Annotated in this window: 17 protein-coding genes; 15 read left to right on the top strand and 2 right to left on the bottom strand. The window is 45.8% G+C overall.

What is annotated here, in order from left to right; genetic code table 11:
* Positions 1–14 precede the first annotated feature (14 nt).
* The 13 genes from smc (at position 15) to rplS (ending at position 14,067) form a co-directional block, all read left to right on the top strand.
* Positions 15–3,578, top strand: coding sequence for a chromosome segregation protein SMC (gene smc / locus FC47_RS07705; protein ID WP_056968541.1), 3,564 nt, complete (start codon positions 15–17; stop codon positions 3,576–3,578).
* Between the two features lie 677 nt (positions 3,579–4,255).
* The gene (ftsY, locus tag FC47_RS07710) at positions 4,256–5,740 is read left to right on the top strand and encodes a signal recognition particle-docking protein FtsY (RefSeq protein WP_235804003.1); all 1,485 of its coding nucleotides are present in this window, start codon (positions 4,256–4,258) and stop codon (positions 5,738–5,740) included.
* 12 nt (positions 5,741–5,752) lie between these two features.
* On the top strand, positions 5,753–6,094 hold the full coding sequence (locus FC47_RS07715; protein ID WP_033935160.1) for a putative DNA-binding protein: 342 nt from the start codon (positions 5,753–5,755) through the stop codon (positions 6,092–6,094).
* Positions 6,095–6,218: 124 nt separating this feature from the next.
* Positions 6,219–7,670: a signal recognition particle protein gene (gene ffh, locus FC47_RS07720; RefSeq protein ID WP_048345355.1), complete on the top strand. Its 1,452-nt coding sequence runs from the start codon at positions 6,219–6,221 to the stop codon at positions 7,668–7,670.
* A gap of 315 nt (positions 7,671–7,985) precedes the next feature.
* On the top strand, positions 7,986–8,369 hold the full coding sequence (locus FC47_RS07725) for a GntR family transcriptional regulator (protein WP_006499624.1): 384 nt from the start codon (positions 7,986–7,988) through the stop codon (positions 8,367–8,369).
* Positions 8,350–9,207: an ATP-binding cassette domain-containing protein gene (locus FC47_RS07730; RefSeq protein ID WP_006499625.1), complete on the top strand. Its 858-nt coding sequence runs from the start codon at positions 8,350–8,352 to the stop codon at positions 9,205–9,207. Before FC47_RS07725 ends, FC47_RS07730 begins: the two co-directional genes overlap by 20 nt.
* A 10-nt stretch (positions 9,208–9,217) precedes the next feature.
* Positions 9,218–9,964 carry a hypothetical protein gene (locus FC47_RS07735; RefSeq protein WP_048345356.1) on the top strand — a complete coding sequence of 249 codons (747 nt, stop codon included), beginning with the start codon at positions 9,218–9,220 and terminating at the stop codon, positions 9,962–9,964.
* A 288-nt stretch (positions 9,965–10,252) separates the two neighbouring features.
* Complete coding sequence (gene rpsP, locus FC47_RS07740; protein WP_033935155.1) at positions 10,253–10,531, top strand: 30S ribosomal protein S16; 279 nt, start codon at positions 10,253–10,255, stop codon at positions 10,529–10,531.
* Between the two features lie 12 nt (positions 10,532–10,543).
* A complete protein-coding gene (locus tag FC47_RS07745; RefSeq protein WP_033935154.1) occupies positions 10,544–10,804 on the top strand; it encodes a KH domain-containing protein in 261 nt (86 codons plus the stop codon).
* Positions 10,805–10,861: 57 nt separating this feature from the next.
* Positions 10,862–11,371 carry a ribosome maturation factor RimM gene (gene rimM / locus FC47_RS07750; protein ID WP_034540435.1) on the top strand — a complete coding sequence of 170 codons (510 nt, stop codon included), beginning with the start codon at positions 10,862–10,864 and terminating at the stop codon, positions 11,369–11,371.
* Entirely contained in the window at positions 11,371–12,129 is a 759-nt protein-coding gene (gene trmD / locus FC47_RS07755; protein WP_006499630.1) for a tRNA (guanosine(37)-N1)-methyltransferase TrmD, read from the top strand. Before rimM ends, trmD begins: the two co-directional genes overlap by 1 nt.
* Before the next feature lie 9 nt (positions 12,130–12,138).
* Positions 12,139–13,587, top strand: a complete 1,449-nt coding sequence (locus FC47_RS07760; protein ID WP_056968542.1) for an APC family permease — start codon at positions 12,139–12,141, stop codon at positions 13,585–13,587.
* 117 nt (positions 13,588–13,704) lie between these two features.
* Complete coding sequence (gene rplS / locus FC47_RS07765; protein ID WP_006499633.1) at positions 13,705–14,067, top strand: 50S ribosomal protein L19; 363 nt, start codon at positions 13,705–13,707, stop codon at positions 14,065–14,067.
* 125 nt (positions 14,068–14,192) lie between these two features.
* Here the strand turns inward: rplS and FC47_RS07770 are convergent, their stop codons facing one another.
* Together FC47_RS07770 and FC47_RS07775 are read right to left on the bottom strand one after the other, a co-directional pair.
* A complete protein-coding gene (locus FC47_RS07770) occupies positions 14,193–14,585 on the bottom strand; it encodes a tyrosine-type recombinase/integrase (RefSeq protein WP_056968543.1) in 393 nt (130 codons plus the stop codon).
* 611 nt (positions 14,586–15,196) lie between these two features.
* Positions 15,197–16,171 carry a helix-turn-helix transcriptional regulator gene (locus FC47_RS07775; protein WP_006499635.1) on the bottom strand — a complete coding sequence of 325 codons (975 nt, stop codon included), beginning with the start codon at positions 16,169–16,171 and terminating at the stop codon, positions 15,197–15,199.
* A 395-nt stretch (positions 16,172–16,566) separates the two neighbouring features.
* Between FC47_RS07775 and FC47_RS07780 the strand changes: the two genes are divergently transcribed.
* Positions 16,567–18,249 carry a dynamin family protein gene (locus tag FC47_RS07780; protein WP_056968544.1) on the top strand — a complete coding sequence of 561 codons (1,683 nt, stop codon included), beginning with the start codon at positions 16,567–16,569 and terminating at the stop codon, positions 18,247–18,249.
* A gap of 3 nt (positions 18,250–18,252) precedes the next feature.
* Positions 18,253–20,424, top strand: a complete 2,172-nt coding sequence (locus tag FC47_RS07785; protein WP_056968545.1) for a dynamin family protein — start codon at positions 18,253–18,255, stop codon at positions 20,422–20,424.
* Positions 20,425–20,433: the final 9 nt, after the last annotated feature.

Genomic DNA, 20,433 nt, shown 5'->3' on the forward strand with positions numbered 1-20,433 from the left:
GGCAGGGAATCCCGATGCGCTTATTGTCGCTTACGTTGGATGGCTTTAAGTCATTTGCCCAACCAACAACAATTGAATTTCGTCCGGGAATGACCGGGATCATTGGCCCCAATGGCAGTGGGAAGTCAAATATCATCGAGGCCATTCGCTGGGTTTTGGGTGAGCAGTCAGCCAAAACTCTGCGTGGTAATAAAATGGCGGATGTCATCTTTAATGGTTCTGAAGACCGTGCGCCACTAAATCGGGCACTGGTTTCGATTGCCTTTGACAACAGTGATCATTATCTGAACAGTGATTTTTCCGAGCTTAAGATCACGCGCAAGCTGTATCGAAATGGCGACAGCGAGTATTTGATCAACAGTCAGCAGGTTCGCTTAAGAGATATTGTTGATCTGTTTGTTGACTCCGGCGTTGGTCGCGAGTCATTCTCCGTGATCTCACAAGGCCGGATTGCCGAGATTTTTAATGGTAAGCCGGCTGATCGCCGTGCCATTATTGAAACGGCCGCTGGAGTATCAAAATATAAACAAAATAAGGCAACCGCTGAAAAACGCCTGGATACGACGCGAGAAAACCTTAACCGGGTCAATGACATCGTTGCCGAGCTGGAAGATCAGCTGGAGCCTTTAGCCGAGCAGAGTGCGTTGGCTCAAGACTACCTGGAGCAAAAAGGCAAGTTCGATCTGCTTGACAAGACCAAGACCGTCCGTGAGCTGGATTCGAACCAAGCCGCGCTGAAACAAATCGTCGCCAAGCAGGAAAAAGCACAGACCATGGCGGCTGAATATGACGAACAGGCCAAGGCTGCCGCGCAAACATTGTCCCAGCAACAGGCACAGCAAAAACGGCTGTTAGTCGTCAAAGATGAGCTGCAGCAAAAGATTCTGGATGCCACGACGATCATTGGCAAGCTTAACAGTAAACAGTCGCTGTCCTCTGTCAGACTTGAACAGCGCGAAAATGAAAAACAGCGCCTGCTTGCCCGGCAAAATGAGCTTAAACAGCAGCTGACAGCAACTGAACAGGCACTTCTGCAGCAGGATCAGGCAATTGCCGATCAGCAGCAGGCGATTAAGGAACATCAAAAAGCGCTTAATGAGGCCAAATCGCAAAGTGCGGAACAGCGCGCGCAGCAGCTGGCTCAAAAACTGGAATCAATGCGTGATCAGCAGGTTGATCTGATGCAGAAACAAGCTGCGGCCCATAACCAGCAGACGTTTTTGCAGCGCAGCCATGAACAGGCCCTCAATCAGTATCAGCAGCACAGCGATGAACTGAAAAACGTGCAGGAACGCTTGGAAAAAGCCCAGCAGAATGCTGATCAGCAGGCTCAGCTTGTAATTGCTGCTCAAAAGGAACAGCAAGCCAAAACCCAGCAGCTCGATCAGGAAAAAGCGCAGCAGGCTCAGCTACAAACGCAGTATGAGCAGGTTCAACAGAGCTGGTATCAAGCGCTGGGGGATGTGCGTTCGTGTCAAAACCGCGTGAAAAACTATCAGGCAATGGCTGCCGACTATACCGGCTATTACAGCGGCGTGCAGAACGTCTTAAAGCAGCGGCGCCAGTTTAACGGTTTGTACGGTCCGGTCAGTGAGCTGATCAAAGTACCGCAAGCCTATACGACGGCACTGGAAACGGTTCTGGGCGGTCAGCTCCAGCATTTGGTGGTGGCAACTCAAAACGATGGTAAGCAGATTATCAACTATCTGGTTCGTCAGCGCGGCGGTCGGGCAACGATTCTGCCATTGGATACGCTGCGCGGCGGTTATCAGCCTCGCAATCTGGCACGCCTGCGCACGCTGCCTGGCTTTGTCGGTCGTGCCAGTGAGCTGATTCAGTATGATCCACGCTTTCAAGTCGTAATCGATCATCTGCTGAGCAATACGATCGTGGCCGATAATCTTGATCATGCCACGCTGCTCGCCAAAGAAGGCCAGCACCAAGTTCGCGTCATTACGCTGGATGGTCAGCTGATCAATACCAGCGGGGCAATGACTGGTGGGGCCAGCCGCAGTCAGCGGATTGGTCTGTTAAGCCAGCAGCAGATGGTTGAAAAGATGAAACAAGAGCTGCAGGTACAACAGCAGCGATCCAGTGAGCTGGAACAAAAAGTATCGCAGCTGGAACAGGCAAGGCGGAGCAATCAGCAAACGCTGGCTGCTTTGCAGAATGAAACTGCCCAGGCCAATCAAAAACTCAGTGAAGCCAAGGCCAATCAGCAGCTCGCTGACAGTCAGCTGGTTGAGCTTAAGCGTCAGTTGAAAGCTTTGGACTACCAAGCCAATGCAGCCGGCAACCCAGATCAGTTTGCCCAAGAGATGGCCGCAGCCAAGAAAAACGAACAACAGCTCGCTGATGAACTGACGCAGCTTAAGGTCACCATGGAGAAGATCAAGCAGCAGCAAAATGATCTGCAGAACAACGCCAGTGCCCAGCTTGAACAGCTTCATGAAATGCAGCAGTGGCTAGCCGTGGCGCGTGAACGGCTGCGTCAGGCTAAAGAGCAGCGCGCGGAACTGCAGACGCGTCAAGAGAATGCCAATGAGCAGCTAGCCAGTCTGGAACAGCAATTACAGGCGCTTGACCATGATGATCAGCTGCAGGCCGATGATCGCCAGACAACGGCCGCCGCATTGGCTGAGGCTCAACAGCAGCTTCACGACGCGCAGGATCAGTTGAAAGCCAGTGATGAAAAACTGACGACGCTGAATGATCAGCTGCAGGATGCCAATGAGCAGAACGATCGGCTGCAGGCATTACAGCGCGCGGCTATCGAAGATCTTTCTGGGATCAAGTCACAGCGGGCCCGTTTGGAGATGCTGATCGATCAAGGACTGAATCGTTTAAGCGAAACCTATTCAATGACGCTTGCCGATGCCAGACAAGAGCTCAGTCCACTGTCTGATGATGAATTGAACCGGCAGCTGAAGCTTTTGAAGCGCGGCCTGGATGAGCTGGGGCCGGTCAATACTGGTGCCATTCAGGAATATGAACGTATTTCGGAGCGCTATGACTTCTTGTCTGGCCAAAAAGCCGATTTGGAAAAAGCCAGAGATCAGCTTAAGGAAACCATGGATGCGATGGATGAACAGGTTAAGACGCGCTTTATCAAGACTTTTAAAGAAGTATCGGCCGCCTTTACCGAAACGTTTGCCACGATTTTTGAAGGTGGTCAGGCTAAACTGGTGCTGACTGATCCGGATGATGTTTTGACTAGTGGGGTCGACATCATGGCCCAACCGCCTGGCAAACGCAATCAACAGCTGAGCCTGCTTTCTGGTGGGGAAAAGGCGCTGACGGCAATCGCGCTGCTATTTGCCATCTTGAAGGTGCGGCCGGTACCATTTGCCATTTTGGATGAACCCGAAGCTGCCTTGGATGAGGTCAACGTTGATCGATTTGCCAAGTACCTGAGTCGTTTCGGCGAGGATGGCCCACAGTTTATCGTAATTACGCACCGGAAAGGAACCATGATGAATGCCAACGTCTTGTATGGGGTCACCATGCAGGAATCCGGGGTTTCCAAGATGGTTTCCGTCGATGTTGAAGAAGCACTCAATAGCGATGATCGCAATTAGGTTAGAAAGAAGGCGTAAAAATGGGATTATTTGATATTTTCCGTCGTAAGTCCAAGCAGAAAAAAGAAGAAGCCCCTGAATCAGCGGCCAGTGAAAATGCTGAAAGCCAGACCGCTGCCAGTGAAAGTGCGGCTGGCCAAAGCACGGCTGCTGAATCTGAGGTAAGTGAAGGTACGGCCAGTCAAAGTACGGCTGCTGAATCTGAGGTGAGTGAAAGTGCGGCTGGCCAAAGCACGGTCGCTGAATCTGAGGTGAGTGAAAGTGCGGCTGGCCAAAGCACGGTCGCTGAATCTGAGGTGAGTGAAAGTGCGGCTGGCCAAAGTACGGTCGCTGAATCTGAGGTGAGTGAAAGTGCGGCTGGCCAAAGCACGGTCGCTGAATCTGAGGTGAGTGAAAGTGCGGCTGGCCAAAGCACGGTCGCTGAATCTGAGGTGAGTGAAAGTGCGGCTGGCCAAAGCACGGTCGCTGAATCTGAGGTGAGTGAAAGTGCGGCTGGCCAAAGCACGGTCGCTGAATCTGAGGTGAGTGAAAGTGCGGCTGGCCAAAGTACGGTCGCTGAATCTGAGGTAAGTGAAGGCACGGCCGGTCAAGGTACTGCAGTTGAATCTGAAGCAGCCAGTGCGGCAAATGATCAAAAAGAAACAGTTACTGAAATTGATGAAGCAACGGCAGCTGCCATGCAGGAATCGGCCACGGCAGCCGAAGAACAAGCTGCTCAATCTGATGCCGCGCGTCAAGCAGAACAGGCTGCCATTGAAAAAGCACAGTCCGAAGCCGCCAAGCAAAGCGCCGCGGCCGCCGAGGAACAAGCCGCTCAATCTGATGCCGCGCGTCAAGCAGAGCAGGCTGCCATTGAAAAATCACAGTCTGAAGCTGCCAAGCAAAGCGCTGCGGCAGCTGAAGAACACGCTGCTCAGGTTAAATCAGCTCAGTCACAAGCCGCATCAGAAGCCATCAGCGATGAAAGATCAGCTGAACAGGCTGATTCTCAGTCTGCCGGTACTGAAGCTGCTTCGGCCGGATCTGATGAGAGTGCGGTCACAGCGACAGTCAAAGCATCAGTTGCAGCTGAAGAAACGGTTGAAGAACCAACTAAAGCAGCTGAGCCGCAGTCAGACGCTGACCACGATTCGGCTGCAGCAGTGCAAGCCGAAACGGAAGCCACGGTTGAACAAAATGATGAAAATGATGATGAGGCTGCTTCGGAATCCCAGGCCGAAGAATCGACGACAGAAAAGTATGATCGCGGTCTGAAAAAATCGCGGACCGGTTTTGGGGCCAAACTGAATCACTTCCTGGCTAATTTCCGTCACGTTGATGAGGATTTCTTTGAAGACTTGGAAGACCTGTTGATCGAATCAGACGTTGGCTATGACATGGCGATGAAGATCTCTGATGAGCTACGGGAAGAAGTTAAGCTGCAAAATGCCAAGAGCAAACAGGATGTCTCCAACGTCATCATTGAAAAGATGGTGGATTTGTATGAAGATGCTGGCAAGGATGAAAACCCGGATCTGAATTTTGCCAAGGAAGGCCCAACCGTGATCATGTTCGTCGGGGTTAATGGTGCCGGTAAGACGACTACGATCGGTAAAATGGCCAAGCGCTTTAAGGATGAAGGCAAGCGCGTCCTGCTGGCAGCTGGAGACACGTTTAGAGCCGGGGCCGTTGAGCAGCTGGATGTCTGGGCTAAGCGTGATGGCGTTGATATCGTCATGGGTCCTGCCAATGGTGATCCAGCAGCCGTTGTTTTTGACGGGGTGAAGAAAGCCAAGGAAGAAAACTACGACATTCTGCTGGTTGATACGGCAGGACGGCTGCAAAACAAGGTCAACCTGATGAACGAGCTGGCTAAGATGAAGCGGATCATGGCACGTGAGATTCCAGATGCGCCACATGAGGTTCTGCTGGTGTTGGATGCAACGACTGGTCAAAACGCGCTGAATCAAGCCAAGCTGTTTAAGGAAAGCACGGATGTTTCCGGAATCGTGCTGACCAAACTTGATGGCACGGCGCGTGGTGGGATTGTTCTGGCCATTCGCAATGAGCTGCATCTGCCGGTTAAGTACGTTGGGCTGGGCGAAAAGGTTACCGATCTGGAGAAATTCGATGCCAGCGATTTTGTCTACGGACTGTTCAAGGGCCTGGTTGTCGAAAAATAAGAGGTGGCGGCCGTGGATATCGAAAAAAACGAGCGGATCAACGCGCTGTTTGAGTTTTATCAGCCATTGCTGACCAAAAAGCAGAACGAATATATTCAGCTTTACTATGCCGATGACTATTCGCTTGGCGAGATTGCCGAAGAATTTGAAGTTTCGCGGCAGGCGGTCTATGACAACATCAAGCGGACCGAAAAGATTCTGGAAAGCTACGAGGACAAGCTGCATCTGTATGCCGATTTTGAGATGCGCAATCGCCAGGCAGATCGAATTCAGCGCTATGTCAAGGAGCATTATCCTGATGACGCCGAGCTGAATAATCTGATTGCCAACATGGAAAACATGGAAGAAGAATAAAATAAGCTGGCCGGTTCATTTTGAGTTGGCCGGCTTTTTGGTATAATAAGAAATGTTTGAACTATAAATTAAATTAACCTCATCGATTGCGATTGACCAAGCACGATGAAAAGAGGAGAAAAAAATGGCATTTGAAGGATTGACCGATCGTCTGCAAAAAGCGATGGAAAAACTGCGGCGCAAGCCTAAAGTTACGGACGCCGATCTGCGCGAAACCATGCGTGAGATCCGCCTGGCACTTTTGGAAGCCGACGTTAACTTTGCTGTAGTTAAGGATTTTGTTAAAACGGTACGGGAAAAAGCTGCTGGGGCTGAGGTTCTAAAAGGCTTAAATCCAGCACAGCAAATCGTTAAAATCGTTAATGAAGAATTAACCAAGCTGATGGGTGAGGAAGCCGTCCCGCTGAATAAAGCACCGCACATTCCAACCGTAATTATGATGGTCGGGCTGCAGGGTGCCGGTAAAACGACGACGGCCGGTAAGCTGGCACTGCGTCTGAAAAACGAAGAAAACGCCCGACCAATGTTTATCGCGGCCGATGTTTACCGACCAGCCGCAATTACGCAGCTGCAGCAGGTTGCTGACCAGATTGGCGTGCCGGTATTTGAAGAAGGAACCGAAAAAGATCCCGTTGATATCGTTAGAGACGGGATGGCACAGGCCAAGCAGAATCATAACGACTATGTAATCATCGATACGGCTGGGCGGCTGCAGATTGACGAACAATTGATGGATGAGCTGGTCAACATCAAGCAGCTGGTTCAGCCAAACGAAATTCTGCTGGTTGTTGATGCCATGACTGGTCAAAACGCGGTCAAAACGGCGCAAGGCTTTAACGACAAGCTGGACATCACGGGGGTCGTCTTGACCAAGTTGGATGGCGATACTCGTGGTGGGGCGGCCATGTCGATTCGAGCCGTTACTGGCAAGCCAATCAAGTTTGTCGGTGAAGGTGAAAAGATGGAGGATCTCGACGTCTTCCATCCCGATCGTATGGCTTCACGAATTTTGGGCATGGGGGACATGATGACCCTGATTGAAAAGGCCCAGAAGAATTTCGATGAAGAAAAAGCCCAGGAAACCATGGACAAGATGCGGGCCAATGAGTTTGACTATAATGACTTTTTGGAGCAGATGGACCAGGTTACCAAGATGGGCCCACTGGAGAATATCTTAAAGATGATGCCGGGGATGGCCAATAATCCCGCATTAAAGAACATCAATATTGATCCTAAACAGTTTGCGCACATCAAGGCCATCATTTTGTCAATGACGCCTGAAGAACGGGAAAATCCTGATCTGATGAACCCGAGTCGTCGTCGTCGGCTGGCAGCAGGTTCTGGGCGGCCAATCGTTGAGGTCAACCGAATGATCAAGCAGTTCAATCAGATGCGCAAAATGATGAAGCAGGTTACCAATGGCAATTTTGGCGGTCTGCAGAACATGATGGGCGGTCAGATGCCTGGCATGGGCGGCAAAATGGGTCAAATGGCGATGAATCGCATGGCGCGGCAGGCTAAGAAGCGTCAGCAGCAAAAACTGCGGAAACTGCGCAACAAGCACAAGCGCCGCTAAAATCACCCGATCAAAAACTTGGTTGGCGATATAATTCAATCCTGAGCAGTTTTCTGTTCAGTCAATACCCTGTCTCGATAATGAGGCGGGGTTTTTATTTTGGTTAATGAGACATTTGATACTCATAAACCGGCAAAAAAGATGACCAAACCGTTTTACGAAAAAGTTGGTCTTTGAAAACTCCTTGTGTACCAAGGCTTTGGGCGGCTCGACGAAATTATTTTATTTTTAGAGCTTGCAAAAAACAAAAGCTTTGGTATTATTTAGTTAGTTACTTATGTAATTAACTAAGAGAATAAATAGGGAGGGTTGGTCATGCAATTTGAATTTGACCAAACGGAACCAATCTATCAACAGATTGCCGATCAGCTGGAAGACATGATCTTTACTGGTCTGTTGAAGGAAGGTGAACAGGCGCCTTCAACCACGCAGCTTTCTCAAGAACTGCACATCAATCCGGCGACCGTGCTCAAAGGAATGCGGCAGCTGGTTGATCGGGGACTGTTGGAAAAGCATCGCGGCTTGGGAATGTTTGTAGCAGCGGGGGCCCAAGCCAAGATAGTCGAAACGCGTAAGGACGCATTTTATGAAAACTATATTAAAAGCCTGCTGGAAGAAGCCGGCAAGCTGGGAATCACTGAAGAGCATCTAATCGAATTGATCAAACGGGGGTATCAAGATGGAAACATTAAAGGTTAGTCAAATTACCAAAAAATATGGTCGGCAGACGATTTTAGACGACATCAGTCTGACGATTCAGCCGGGCAAGATTTACGGGCTGTTGGGACGCAATGGAGCTGGCAAGTCAACGCTATTGAATCTGATCGTTAATCGAATTCTGCCAACTAATGGCACGATTAAGCTGGGCAATGATGAGATCAATGACAATGACGCGGCCTTAACGCAGTTTTATCTGATGAGCGAGGTCAGTCTCTATCCTAAACACGTGACTTTAAAGCAGATGTGGGAAATGGCAGACCTTTCTTATGGCAGCTTTAACTTTAATCGGGCACGGCGGCTGCTAAAGGAGTTTGATATTCAAGACGAGAACGTAAGGCTGAGCAATCTTTCGACAGGTCTGCAGACGGCGGCCAAGCTCATCGTGGCATTATCGGTCAACGCTAATTATATTTTCCTGGATGAACCGATCTTGGGGCTGGATGCCAATCACCGCGATGTTTTTTATCAAGAACTGCTCAAGGCCTATGAAGAAAACGTCAAGACCTATGTGCTGTCAACACACCTGATTGAAGAGATTCAGCAGCTGGTTGAACATGTCTTTATTTTGGATAATAAAAAGATTGCCGTTGATGCTGACGTTGAAGATCTGTTAGGCGAGATGTTTGTAATCAGCGGTCCGGCAATGCTGGTTGAAGAGTATGTTAAGGATCAAAACGTATTGGGAACGCGCAGCCTGGCCGGCATCAAGACTGCGTTCGTACGTGGAGCACTGAATGAAGAAAAGGAGATTCCGGACCAGATTCAAATCAAACATCCAGATCTACAGCAGTCATTTATCTATCTGACGAACAAATAGGGGGAGAATTATGATTTCATCAAAACAAAAAATCGTGGTGCAGACTGATCTGTACCGCTGCGGCAAGGGCTTTGTCATCGCTGCAATCTGGCTGGCGGCAATTCAGGCATTTTTTGCCATCTTGAACCTGATTTTAGGACACATTGGCTGGAGCAGTTTTGGCAGTGATCTGCGCGGCATCTTTAGTTCTTGGAGCTTTGTCCTTAGTTTTGTGCCATTTTTCTATTTTTTGATTACGCCATACAGCACTTTTAAATGGACGATTCAAAACGGCATCTCGCGTAAGACCATGTGGCGTTCCCAGATGCTCAGCGCGGTTATCATTACATTGGTTCAAGAAGTTCTGATCGTGCTGTTTGAAGTCTTGGCAGATGGTCATCCAGCAGAGGCGTTTATCGTTAACAGCAGCGTTTCGACTTGGCAGGGAATCTTGTTTGAGTTGCTGCTGTTGTTTGAAGCAACCATGACGGCAATGGCAATCGGCTACTTCTTTAGTCTATTGAATCGTAAGTGGAAAGTAATCGTTGCGATTGGCGGCCCGATTCTGGCAGCATTCTGCATCTATTACCTGACGCTGCTATTGATCAAACTGGGCGTCTTCCAGTTTATTGGATCAAACTGGTCAATCGATTTGAGCGGTCAGGCAGCTAAAACGGCAATCATCGTTACGCTGGTTGTCTCAGCAATCGTTTGGACGCTTTTAATGATGCTGGTCTCACGCATCAGTGCCAAACACATGCAGCTGCGGCGCGACTAATCATTAAACGATCCCTGCCGATCAATCAGGCGGGGATTTTTTGATTGATAGTAAATAAAAATCGGATCGTGCTGCCTGGATAAAACTTGAATTGCTTGGCGTGAAATACCGTGATTTCAACGGTTTTGATTGGCTGAGGACTTATGGATTCAAGGAAAAGAAGACGAAGATATGCTTAAAAAGGATTTTTTTGAAAAAAGTTTAGCCTGTCAAGAAAAAATACTTTACATTCACTTGAATGACTGGTATATTATTAGCTGTTAGAAAAAATCAAGGAGGTGTGAATCAATGTCAGTAAAGATCCGTTTAAAGCGTATGGGTTCTAAGAAGCGCCCATTCTACCGTATCGTGGTTGCCGACTCACGTTCACCACGTGATGGCCGCTTCATCACGACGCTGGGTACTTACAACCCACTGACCACTCCAAAGGAAGTTAAGTTCGACGAAGACGCCGTTATGGACTGGCTGCAAAAGGGTGCCCAACCTTCAGATACTGTTCGCAACATGTTCCAAAAAGCAGGTATCATGAAGAAGCTCCACGAAGCCAAGTACGCTTCCAAGAAGTAGTGGTAAATAGTCATGACTGAGACAAATCTAGAGACACTGATTCGTACCCTGGTCACGCCGTTGGTCAAGCATCCGGATGCAGTTCGCATCACCGAATCAGAGACTGATCGGTATCACCGGTACGTCCTCGACGTTCATCCGGCTGACGTCGGTCGCGTGATTGGTCGGCAGGGACACGTTGCTTCCGCGCTGCGTACCGTAGTCGAAGGCATGCGTTCTAAGCGGCCCAACTCTAAGAAAGTCCGGTTGGTGATTAATGACCATCGACATTAAATAAAAACTCCCACACCAACCCTGTGGGAGTTTTTCTATTATTCGGAGGATTTTTAAATGCAATATTATAATGTTGGTAAAATCGTCAATACGCATGGTATTCGCGGCGAGGTTCGCGTGATTGCCACGACTGATTTTCCTCAAGAGCGTTTCCAAAATGGCGCCATCCTTTACCTAAAGCAGTCTGCCGGTGAGCCATTACGCCTGGAAGTTGCCGGCGCGCGTCAGCATAAGGGAATGTGGCTGGTTAAGTTTAAAGGCTACGACAACATCAATGACGTGCAGAGTTTCCGTGACCACGAGCTGATGGTGACTGAAGACGAGCAGCAGCCTTTAGAAGAAGGTCAGTACTACTATCATCAGATCATTGGCTTGACGGTTAAGACGCTGGAAGGACGCGAATTAGGCGTGATCAAAGAGATTCTTTCGCCAGGTGCCAATGATGTCTGGGTCGTCAAACGAGCCGGTCAAAGCGATCTTTTATTACCGGTAATTGATGATGTGGTCAAAAACGTTGATCTGGACAAGGGCGAAGTCGACGTTGAATTAATGGAAGGACTGGAATAATGCGAATCGATGTTTTAAGTCTGTTTCCGGACATGTTTAAGCCAACGCTGGGTCAGTCGATCGTGGGGCGGGCCCAAGACGATGGTTTTTTGGATATTCATGTAACTGATTTTCGTCATTTTACAACCGACAAGCACAATCATGTCGATGACGCGCCGTTTGGTGGTGGTGCCGGCATGCTGCTGCAGGCTCAGCCGATTTTTGATGCGATGGCGGCCATTGATGAAGAAGCACAAAAGGAAAACTATCCGAAAGGCCGTGTCATCTTAATGGATCCGGCGGGGCGCAAGTTTGATCAGGACTATGCTCAGGAATTGGCCCAAGAAGAACACTTGACGTTTATCTGTGGTCACTATGAGGGCTATGATGAACGCATTCGCCAGCTGGTAACCGATGAAGCCTCATTAGGTGACTACGTACTGACGGGCGGTGAATTGGCAGCCATGGTTATGATTGATGCCACGGTTCGATTCGTGCCGGGCGTTTTGGGCAATATGTCTTCTTCAATGGGCGACTCGTTCAGCAATGGTCTGCTGGAATATCCCCAATACACGCGGCCAGCTGAGTTTCGCGGGATGAAGGTGCCAGAAGTGCTGACCAGCGGCAACCATGAAAAAATTCGGCAGTGGCGGATGTATCAATCGTTAAAACGCACCTGGGAACGCCGACCAGATCTGATTGAACAGGCTAAACTGTCCCGCGAGCAGCAGATCATGCTTCAAGACATTAAATTGGGTGAAGACCCAACGATGCAGTAGGCGACGCGCATGATTAAGAATAAGTTTTTAAAACGACTGCTGGCCAAAGAAGATCCAACCGTCTATCAGCTCAAGGATGCATCGCTGGAACCTTCATTGACGACTTTGGATCTGATCGGTCTGGGGACGGGGATGGTCGTAGGCACGGCGATCTTTACCTTGCCAGGAATCGTAGCTGCTGAGCATACCGGACCAGCCGTGCCATTAGCGTTTATCGTGGCGGCAATCGGAGCGGGACTTTCTGCCTTGGCCTACGCGGAAACAGCCTCAGTGCTGCCGTTTGCCGGTTCGGCGTTTTCTTGGATGAACGTCTTGTTTGGCGAGTTTTTTGGCTGGATCGCGGGCTGGGCACTGCTGGCGGAATATTTTATCTCCGTAGCGTTCGTTGCCTCGGGCTGGTCGGCGTATATGCAGGGCTTTTTGGGCAGTTTCGGCGTTAAATTGCCAGTTGCTCTGACTGGTGGCTTTAATCCGGCTAAGGGCTCGTATGTCGATATTTTGGCGGCGATTGCGATATTGATCGTCGGCTGCTTGATCGCGCGTGGCATTCATCAGGTCAGCCGCGTCGAGAATACGATCGTGGCCGTTAAGCTGATTGTGATTATCATGTTTGTCGTGATTGGCGCGACTGCCATTCATCCGCAAAACTATGTGCCGTTTATTCCCGCGCACCGACCAGGAACGACTTTTGGGGGCTGGCAGGGGATCTTGGCTGGCTCTTCGCAGATTTTTATTGCCTATGTTGGCTTTGATGCAATTGCGGCCAATACTGCTGAAACCAAGGATCCTCAGCACACGATGCCTAAAGGATTGATTGGCACGCTGCTGTTGGGGACCGGCTTTTTCATCGCTGTCTCGCTGGTTTTGGTGGGGATGTTTAAATACAGCCGCTATGCTAATAACGCCGAACCGGCTGCTTGGGCGCTGCGGCATTCAGGTCATTATTTAACGGCCAATCTGCTTTCGGTAGTAGCCTTGATTGGGATCTTTTCAGCCTTGATCGCAATTCTGCTGGCCTCATCGCGTCTGATCTATGCGTTTGGGCGGGATGGTCTGCTACCAAGCCGTTTGGGGCATATTGACGATAAACATGTTCCCGATCACGCGTTGTGGCTGATCACGGTGCTAGCGATGATTCTCGGTTCCGTATTTCCGTTTACGTTTTTGGCGACGCTGGTTTCGGCCGGGACCTTGATTGCCTTTATCTTTGTCTCGTTAGGAATCTACGCGTTAAGGAAACGAGAAGGCGTTGACCTGCCGGAAGCCAAGTTTAAGATGCCGGGCTATCCGGTTTTGCCAGCCATCTCGGTTGTCTATTCAATCGTTATTTTTGCTGGTTTGAATATTGATGCCAAACTGCTGATGATCGGCTGGTTCGTTATTGGTTTGATAATCTACTTTGCTTATGGAATCAAGCATTCAAACCTGAATCAGCAGCTTAAAAAGGTTGTCAAGTAATTTACCCTTGCAGTCGTTAAGGGAATATGTTATATTATGTCTTGGCTTTTTATGGCCATAACAACGGTATTCCGCTGCTGAAATCGGGCAAGAATATCGACGAAAGGAAAAAATATTATGCGTCAAAACCAATTGATTGAAAAGATCACCGCCAGCCAACTGCGCGATGACATTCCAGAATTCCGCGCCGGTGACACGGTTCGCGTCCACGCCAAGATCGTTGAAGGTACTCGTGAACGTATCCAGATCTTCCAAGGTGTCGTTATCAAGCGTCACGGTGCAGGCATTTCTGCTACTTACACTGTTCGTAAGATTAGTAACGGTGTCGGTGTTGAACGTACTTTCCCAGTTCACTCCCCACGTGTTGCTAAGATCGAAGTTGTCCGTTACGGTCGCGTTCGTCGTGCTAAGCTGTACTACCTGCGTGAACGTACTGGTAAGTCCGCTCGTATTCCTGAACGCCGTCGCGACGTTAAGTAGTCGAGTGTCGACCAAAACCCTTGCTGTGCAAGGGTTTTTCTTTTTGCCTGATTTTAAAAATGCCAATTGAGTTTGTGAATTTTTGCCAATTATTTGCTTGTGGTAGCAAAATGGTAGCAAACTTGTCACAAATTTTCCAATTGATCACGATTTTTCACAAGCGCTTCGTGAGTAACGTGTGTGTAGATTTCCTGAGTAACTCGACTGTTAGAGTGACCAACCCGCTGCTGGATGACATACATTGGCACGCCGAGCTCAGCTAGCTTAGAGATATGAGTGTGGCGAAAGATGTGAGAGCTGACCGGTTTGTCAATTTTTAGCTTTTTAGCTGCATTACGTAAAAAAGTATTGAACGCTGATATTTGAATCGGTGTATGATGTTTAGTAGTGAATAGATAGCCATGCCCATCAGCATAAGCGTACCGATCACGATATATTTCGACTGCCCGCCTGGAGAGCGCAACATCGCGCATTCCGGCGGGCGTTTTTGTTTGGTCGGTTTTGTGCCATTCAGACATTTTAAGTTTGGTATGTTGGATCTACACTATCTTGTATTGGTGAGTGCTGATATTAGATTTCGGGTATTAAAAAGAGGACAAAAGCCGTCCCCTTAAGCTACAATTACGATTTGACAAAGATCCAAAACAAAGCCCACATCATTAACGCTGTGAGCTAATAAAAAAGAGCGCCTATTAAGCGCCCTCAACCGGTTCGGTACGTGAGGAGCTACCTCAACACCGTTTTGCGCACCGGCCTTCTAATCATCATGCTTGTATTATATGACATTCTATGGCGTCTATGCAGCCATTAGCGGTAAGAATACTGATACTACCAGGATGAAAGTCCACCAATCAAATTTATTATCTGAGATGTTGCTACGCTGGCTTTATCTAGGCAAATTGTAGCTAGTAACTCATTCAGCGATGAACTGATGGGTGAAGTCTACAAGCCCCCGGATTTTATTCGGGGGTAGCTTGACTCATTCAACAAGGCGCTTTACCGGGCTGAGCATCATCTGACGGCCTTTGAACAGGGAAATCAAGAAGTTGCGTATCCAGTTGCTTAAGCAAAATAGTGCAAAATGGAAATGGCTCCGTCACGAAAATCGTGGTTGAGCCATTTTCGGTCTTTATTGATAATTACTGAGCATTTTTTGCAGAGTCGTGATCATCTGTTCCCTAAACCAATCTGGCTCAAGTACCGTAACCATGTCTTTTTGACTAAGCAGCCACATCAGCGCGCCGATATCATAAGTTTCGACTTCAATGACTGCTGGCTGCTGATCGGTTTTTGGTTGAACAATTTTGGAAAGCGGGAATTTATCCAGAGCTGCTTCAACGACACCGCGATATTCAAAAAGAATCTTAACGTTTTTGCCGGGATACATCAGCTGCAACTTTTTCTTGGTCAGTCCCTCATTCCATTGATGAGCCTGCCATTCGGATTGCGGGATGCTTTTTTGTGAAATGTGATAATCAATGATGCGATCCAAGCGGTAGATGATGTTTTTTTGATATGTATTGGTGTAGCCGATAAGGTAGAAATAGTTGTCAGAAAACGTCAGCGCCAACGGAATAATAGTGTGCGTTTTGATATGGCCAGCCTGATTGCGGTAGTCGATGCGAATGGTTCGATGCAGCAGAGTATACTCCGAAAAGTTCCAGATCAGATTCATCAAGTCTTTATTTTGAAGATTGCGCAGCGGCTGATACGTGCGTTGCTCGCTTCTAATCAATTGTTTGACTTTTTGAGCATCTTTTTCGTCGAGAATTTTCAAAAGACGATTGGAAAGCTCGGTTAGCTGGTCTTTGGGGAGGGCACGACTGGCGGTTAGAATCTTGATGAGACAAAGACACTGCGCCTTATTTAAGCCGATTCCGTTGGCAGACAGCCAGTAGGAATTGTTTTGACGGTCATAATTCAGTGTGTATTCGGGCAGATATTCGTCCATAAACGCTCGCAGGCTGGCAAAATCGCGCTGAATGGTCCGCGCGTCAACGGCAAACTGTTTAGCTAGCTGTGATTTTTGAATATGACGGCCGGCAGTCAATTGCTGATAGATGAAAAGTTGCCGTTCACTGGTAGTTGATTTGTATGTTTTCATGGAATTTCCCTAATTTTTAAATTTATATTTTCACATGGACAAAATCTGTCTATGCGATTTGAGATAATTATAAATAGAAAATGGAATTAATCAATTGAAAGTGATTTCCAATTTCCAAAATAAACACGTTGTAATTGTTACCATGAATATATTGACGTTTTAGAATGTAAGCGGTATAAATTAATTATAAATAAATTGGGGGGAGACGAGATGAAGATGCGTGCAATCGTGCAATCATGCAATCGTGCCGCTGATTCTGTCAAGTTTTCTACTTATAGGTTTACTGTATCCCAAGGGGTGCAGTAGGCCTTTTTGCGTTAACAGCACTTTTGTTATTACGTTCATATCTGCTGCTTTGAGAAAAGTTAATTAAAAATAGAAAAGAGGAGACAAGATTGAATAAATTAGAGTTAACACGTGAAATGAACACTGTTGAGGATGTTCTTAAAGATAATGGTATGGATGACAATCAGACTCTACTTGGAAATTTTGAGCATGAAAAAAAGATGATTGCGGATTTTCACGCCAGGGTTTTGGTAGTTGGTGCCTTTAGTTCTGGTAAGTCAGCTTTGCTAAACACTTTTATGGGAGGCAAAAAAGTACTTACAGAGAATATTTCAATGGAGACGGCAATTGCAACAGAACTTTTCTATAGTCCAGAAGAATATGCAGTGCGAGTGAAATTGGATGGTTCTGAAGAGCGATGCAGTATTGAAGAAGCAAAACAAAAAAATCCAAGTGACTGCTTAAAATATCAATTCTATCTACCAAATGAGTCGCTGAAAAATTTGGGAGATATTATTTTGGTTGATATGCCAGGTTATGGTTCTGGTGTTAAAGAACATAACAAAGCCATTACTCAATACATAAATAGTGCGGCTGGATATGTATATGTTACTTCTTCCGATGCGGGGACTTTTGATGCAGAATCTCAGTTGTTTTTAGACGAAATTCAAAATTATAGTTCTAGTATCAAGTTCGTTTTAACAAAGTGTGATAAGCATACGCCTAGCAATATTGAAGAAATTGCTTCCAGTGTTAAAAATAACATTGAATACGTACTTGGAAAGCAGGTTGACTTACTCGAAACATCAAGTCGTTCTGAAGATGCACCAGAAAAACTAGCTAGATTATTTTCCAGTTTTGATCCCGACGAGTTAATGATTGGACAACTTGGCGATCGTTGCAAACGGGATATGGAATTTGCTAAAGATTCATTAATTACTCAAAAAGGTGCTCTCCAGTTTAACTCTTATCAAATTGATCAAGAAATAGCAAAAAATGAAGAACGAAAACTTCAATTAGCTAAAGATATGGAGAAGGACAAAGAACGTCAATTAGACTATGTTGTCAATAAAGGAACAGAAGATGTTTTGAATGAGGTTGACGGTAGGCTGCGAAGCAATCTTTATGAATTAGTTGATGCTGCTGAACAAGGGGATGCATCATTTAACAATACTGTGTCTTCAATTCTTAGACCAGTATTGAACGAATCGTTAAGTGATGTTTTAAATAGCAGCTACAATTCAACTATGAAAAATATTGTTTCAAAGTTTAATACTGATAATAGTCTATCAGGTGAGCAACTGGTAAATGCTGCTTCTGGCTTTAGTGCAGGATTAAAAACTTTAGAAAATAAAAAATCGGGAAATGTAGCGGGAGGATCATACCGAATTATAGCCTCAATTTTGTCATTAGCTACGTCCGTCATTAATCCAATTTTAGAAGTGTTGATCATATTAGGACCTGATTTGGTTAATATGATCAGTGGCTTATTTGGCCCTTCTAAAAGAGAAAAACTATCAAACCAGATAGAAAATCAAGTTATTCCTAAAATTGTTGAAGGGCTTAGATCGGGTGTTGCTGACAATTTAAAGAAGTCGCAAGCAGAAATGAGTGAAAAGGTCGAAGAAGACTTACAAACTAAGCTTGATACTATTAATGACTCCATTAAACAACTCAAACAAGAAAGAACAGATAAGCAGCTTAATATTCAACAAAAACAAGCAAAACTTGATCATGGCATTAAAGTAATCGAAAAGAGCCTGCAGAATATTGAAGCAGCCATGGGGGAATAAACGATGCAAAGTAAGATTAATGAATTTTTAAATGTCATTCAAAATGCGACTGAGATCGTTAACAAAGGTAAAGGGCTAGTAGATAATGATTACTTATATGCTTTTAGCAATAGTGGTCAACAGTTAGCCAAAAACGTAGAACAAGTTATGGCTCATGATCGAAGTATCCATATCGGGATTGTTGGTCGAGTTAAAGCAGGTAAATCTTCATTTCTCAATGCTTTGCTATTTGACGGTGAACCATTATTACCGAAAGCTGCTACGCCAATGACAGCTGGATTGACCCGTATCGTCTATGCTGAAAAACCATATGCAAAGGTCGTATATTATGATTCTAAAGACTGGAGTGACATTCAAAAACAGGCAACTGAGTATGACAGCGAACTTGACCGGCGACTTGTAGAAGAAAAAAAGCGCGCAAAAAGAAGAGTATCTGAAGAGGTACTTAGGAATCGTGTAGCTGGAAAAATGCCTGATAGTTTAAAGGCTTGCAAAGAGTTAGTTTCTAAGGCCAATAGTACACCATCGATTGAACAAAGAATTGGGAGTAGTGAGGAAATAAAAGTTGAAGATTTAAAAGATTATGTAGGTTCTCATGGTCAGTACTCACCAATCGTTAAAAATGTTGAACTTGGCGTAGATAAACCTGTGTTGAAGGATATGGTAGTGGTTGATACGCCTGGCTTAGGCGATCCAATTATCTCTAGAAGCAAAGAAACAAAGGATTTTTTGTCATCTTGTGACTTAGTGATATTGTTGAGTACGGCTTCACAGTTTATGGGAAATGAAGATATGCAGCTGCTTTCAGAAACATTGCCAAGTGAGGGAATTGAAAATGTTGCTTTTGTTGCCAGCAAGTTTGATCTTGCAATGCTAGATGACAGAAATAATCAAAAACAGCAACTAAAGAATGTTTTTACAGCAACTAGAGTGGAACTGGAGGAAACACTCGAACAGCAAATTGATAGTCGTTCTCAAACTACACGACAATTTGGTAGAATTGCCACAAAATATAGAAATGGCGAAACTCAGTTACACTTTATCTCTGCACAATTGCTTAACGCTGCACAGAAAAAAGCCAATGGTCAAAAATTTAATGAAGAAGAACAAAAGACGATTGATTTGATGAAAGAGCGCTTCATTGGTATGAATGACGATGAAGCTTCTTTACGAGATCTATCTGGGATTGATTATTTTTATAAAGAAGAATTTGAACCAATTCGTGAAAAAAAGGAAAAAATTATTCAAGAACATCAAAATAACTACATTAAGGATCATTGTATCGACTTTATTAAGCAATTGAATACTATTCACGATGAAGCCGCCAGCAATTTAAATCAGCTAGAAGAGTTAAGCATTAAAAATAGTCAGCAGAAAATTAAATTGATTCAAGAAGCAGCTATACGCATGCGTTCGCAATTAGAGGATGTTTTTGAGCAGGCTAATCATGATATTAGTATTCGATTACGAGAAATATCTAGTGAAATTCGGGGTGTTTCAAGTAATTATAATGATATTGATGTGTCGACTAAAAAGAAAGTTGAGCACCACACAGAAGGGCATTTGTGGTGGAAGAACAATTATGATACGGTTTCACAGTATAGTACGGCTTCCGTGAGTGACGTTGTTCGAAATATTGGACAATATGTTGATGAAAGTGATCGCTTAATTATTCAGAACATGAATAATGCTTTTGATATCAATGACATTAAACAAAAAGTGCAAAGGATTGTTAAGGATACCTTCGAAAATAGTGATGTTGACTTTAATGTAGATGACGTTGTACGACCAGTTAAATTAATGTTGGAGCAGTTAACGTTGCCGCCTTTTAAAACGGTTGATAGTAAAAAATATCAAAAAGAGATTAGTGACAGTTTTTATAGTGCGACAGTTACTGATGATGAGATAGCAACTTTGAAAGTTAAGCAGCTAGAAGTAATGGAAGAGATTAAGTCAGATATTGTGGATAAGCTTAGTGAAATTGAAAGCCAGGTTAGCCGATTAATGAAAGAGAAAGCTGTTAGCTTTGCTGATGATATTGAGAAGCATCTAGTAAGAAGCCAAAAAATGCTGCAAAGCAATTTAAATAATAAACAAGCTAACATTGAAAGGTATAAAGAATATCTACAGCAGTTAAAAGATGCTAAAAGTATTTTTCAAAATTTTGAAGTCTAGAGGAATTTA

The sequence above is a fragment of the Limosilactobacillus mucosae DSM 13345 genome (genome assembly GCF_001436025.1).
GTDB classification, from domain to species: domain Bacteria; phylum Bacillota; class Bacilli; order Lactobacillales; family Lactobacillaceae; genus Limosilactobacillus; species Limosilactobacillus mucosae.

Coding starts and splice junctions, on each gene's coding strand:
- trmD (WP_006499630.1), top strand. CDS start 11,371: ATGCGAATCGATGTTTTAAGTCTGTTTCCGGACATGTTTAAGCCAACG.
- FC47_RS07775 (WP_006499635.1), bottom strand. CDS start 16,171: ATGAAAACATACAAATCAACTACCAGTGAACGGCAACTTTTCATCTAT.
- smc (WP_056968541.1), top strand. CDS start 15: ATGCGCTTATTGTCGCTTACGTTGGATGGCTTTAAGTCATTTGCCCAA.
- rpsP (WP_033935155.1), top strand. CDS start 10,253: ATGTCAGTAAAGATCCGTTTAAAGCGTATGGGTTCTAAGAAGCGCCCA.
- rplS (WP_006499633.1), top strand. CDS start 13,705: ATGCGTCAAAACCAATTGATTGAAAAGATCACCGCCAGCCAACTGCGC.
- FC47_RS07735 (WP_048345356.1), top strand. CDS start 9,218: ATGATTTCATCAAAACAAAAAATCGTGGTGCAGACTGATCTGTACCGC.
- ftsY (WP_235804003.1), top strand. CDS start 4,256: ATGCAGGAATCGGCCACGGCAGCCGAAGAACAAGCTGCTCAATCTGAT.
- FC47_RS07760 (WP_056968542.1), top strand. CDS start 12,139: ATGATTAAGAATAAGTTTTTAAAACGACTGCTGGCCAAAGAAGATCCA.
- FC47_RS07730 (WP_006499625.1), top strand. CDS start 8,350: ATGGAAACATTAAAGGTTAGTCAAATTACCAAAAAATATGGTCGGCAG.
- FC47_RS07770 (WP_056968543.1), bottom strand. CDS start 14,585: ATGTCTGAATGGCACAAAACCGACCAAACAAAAACGCCCGCCGGAATG.
- FC47_RS07745 (WP_033935154.1), top strand. CDS start 10,544: ATGACTGAGACAAATCTAGAGACACTGATTCGTACCCTGGTCACGCCG.
- rimM (WP_034540435.1), top strand. CDS start 10,862: ATGCAATATTATAATGTTGGTAAAATCGTCAATACGCATGGTATTCGC.
- FC47_RS07725 (WP_006499624.1), top strand. CDS start 7,986: ATGCAATTTGAATTTGACCAAACGGAACCAATCTATCAACAGATTGCC.
- FC47_RS07785 (WP_056968545.1), top strand. CDS start 18,253: ATGCAAAGTAAGATTAATGAATTTTTAAATGTCATTCAAAATGCGACT.
- ffh (WP_048345355.1), top strand. CDS start 6,219: ATGGCATTTGAAGGATTGACCGATCGTCTGCAAAAAGCGATGGAAAAA.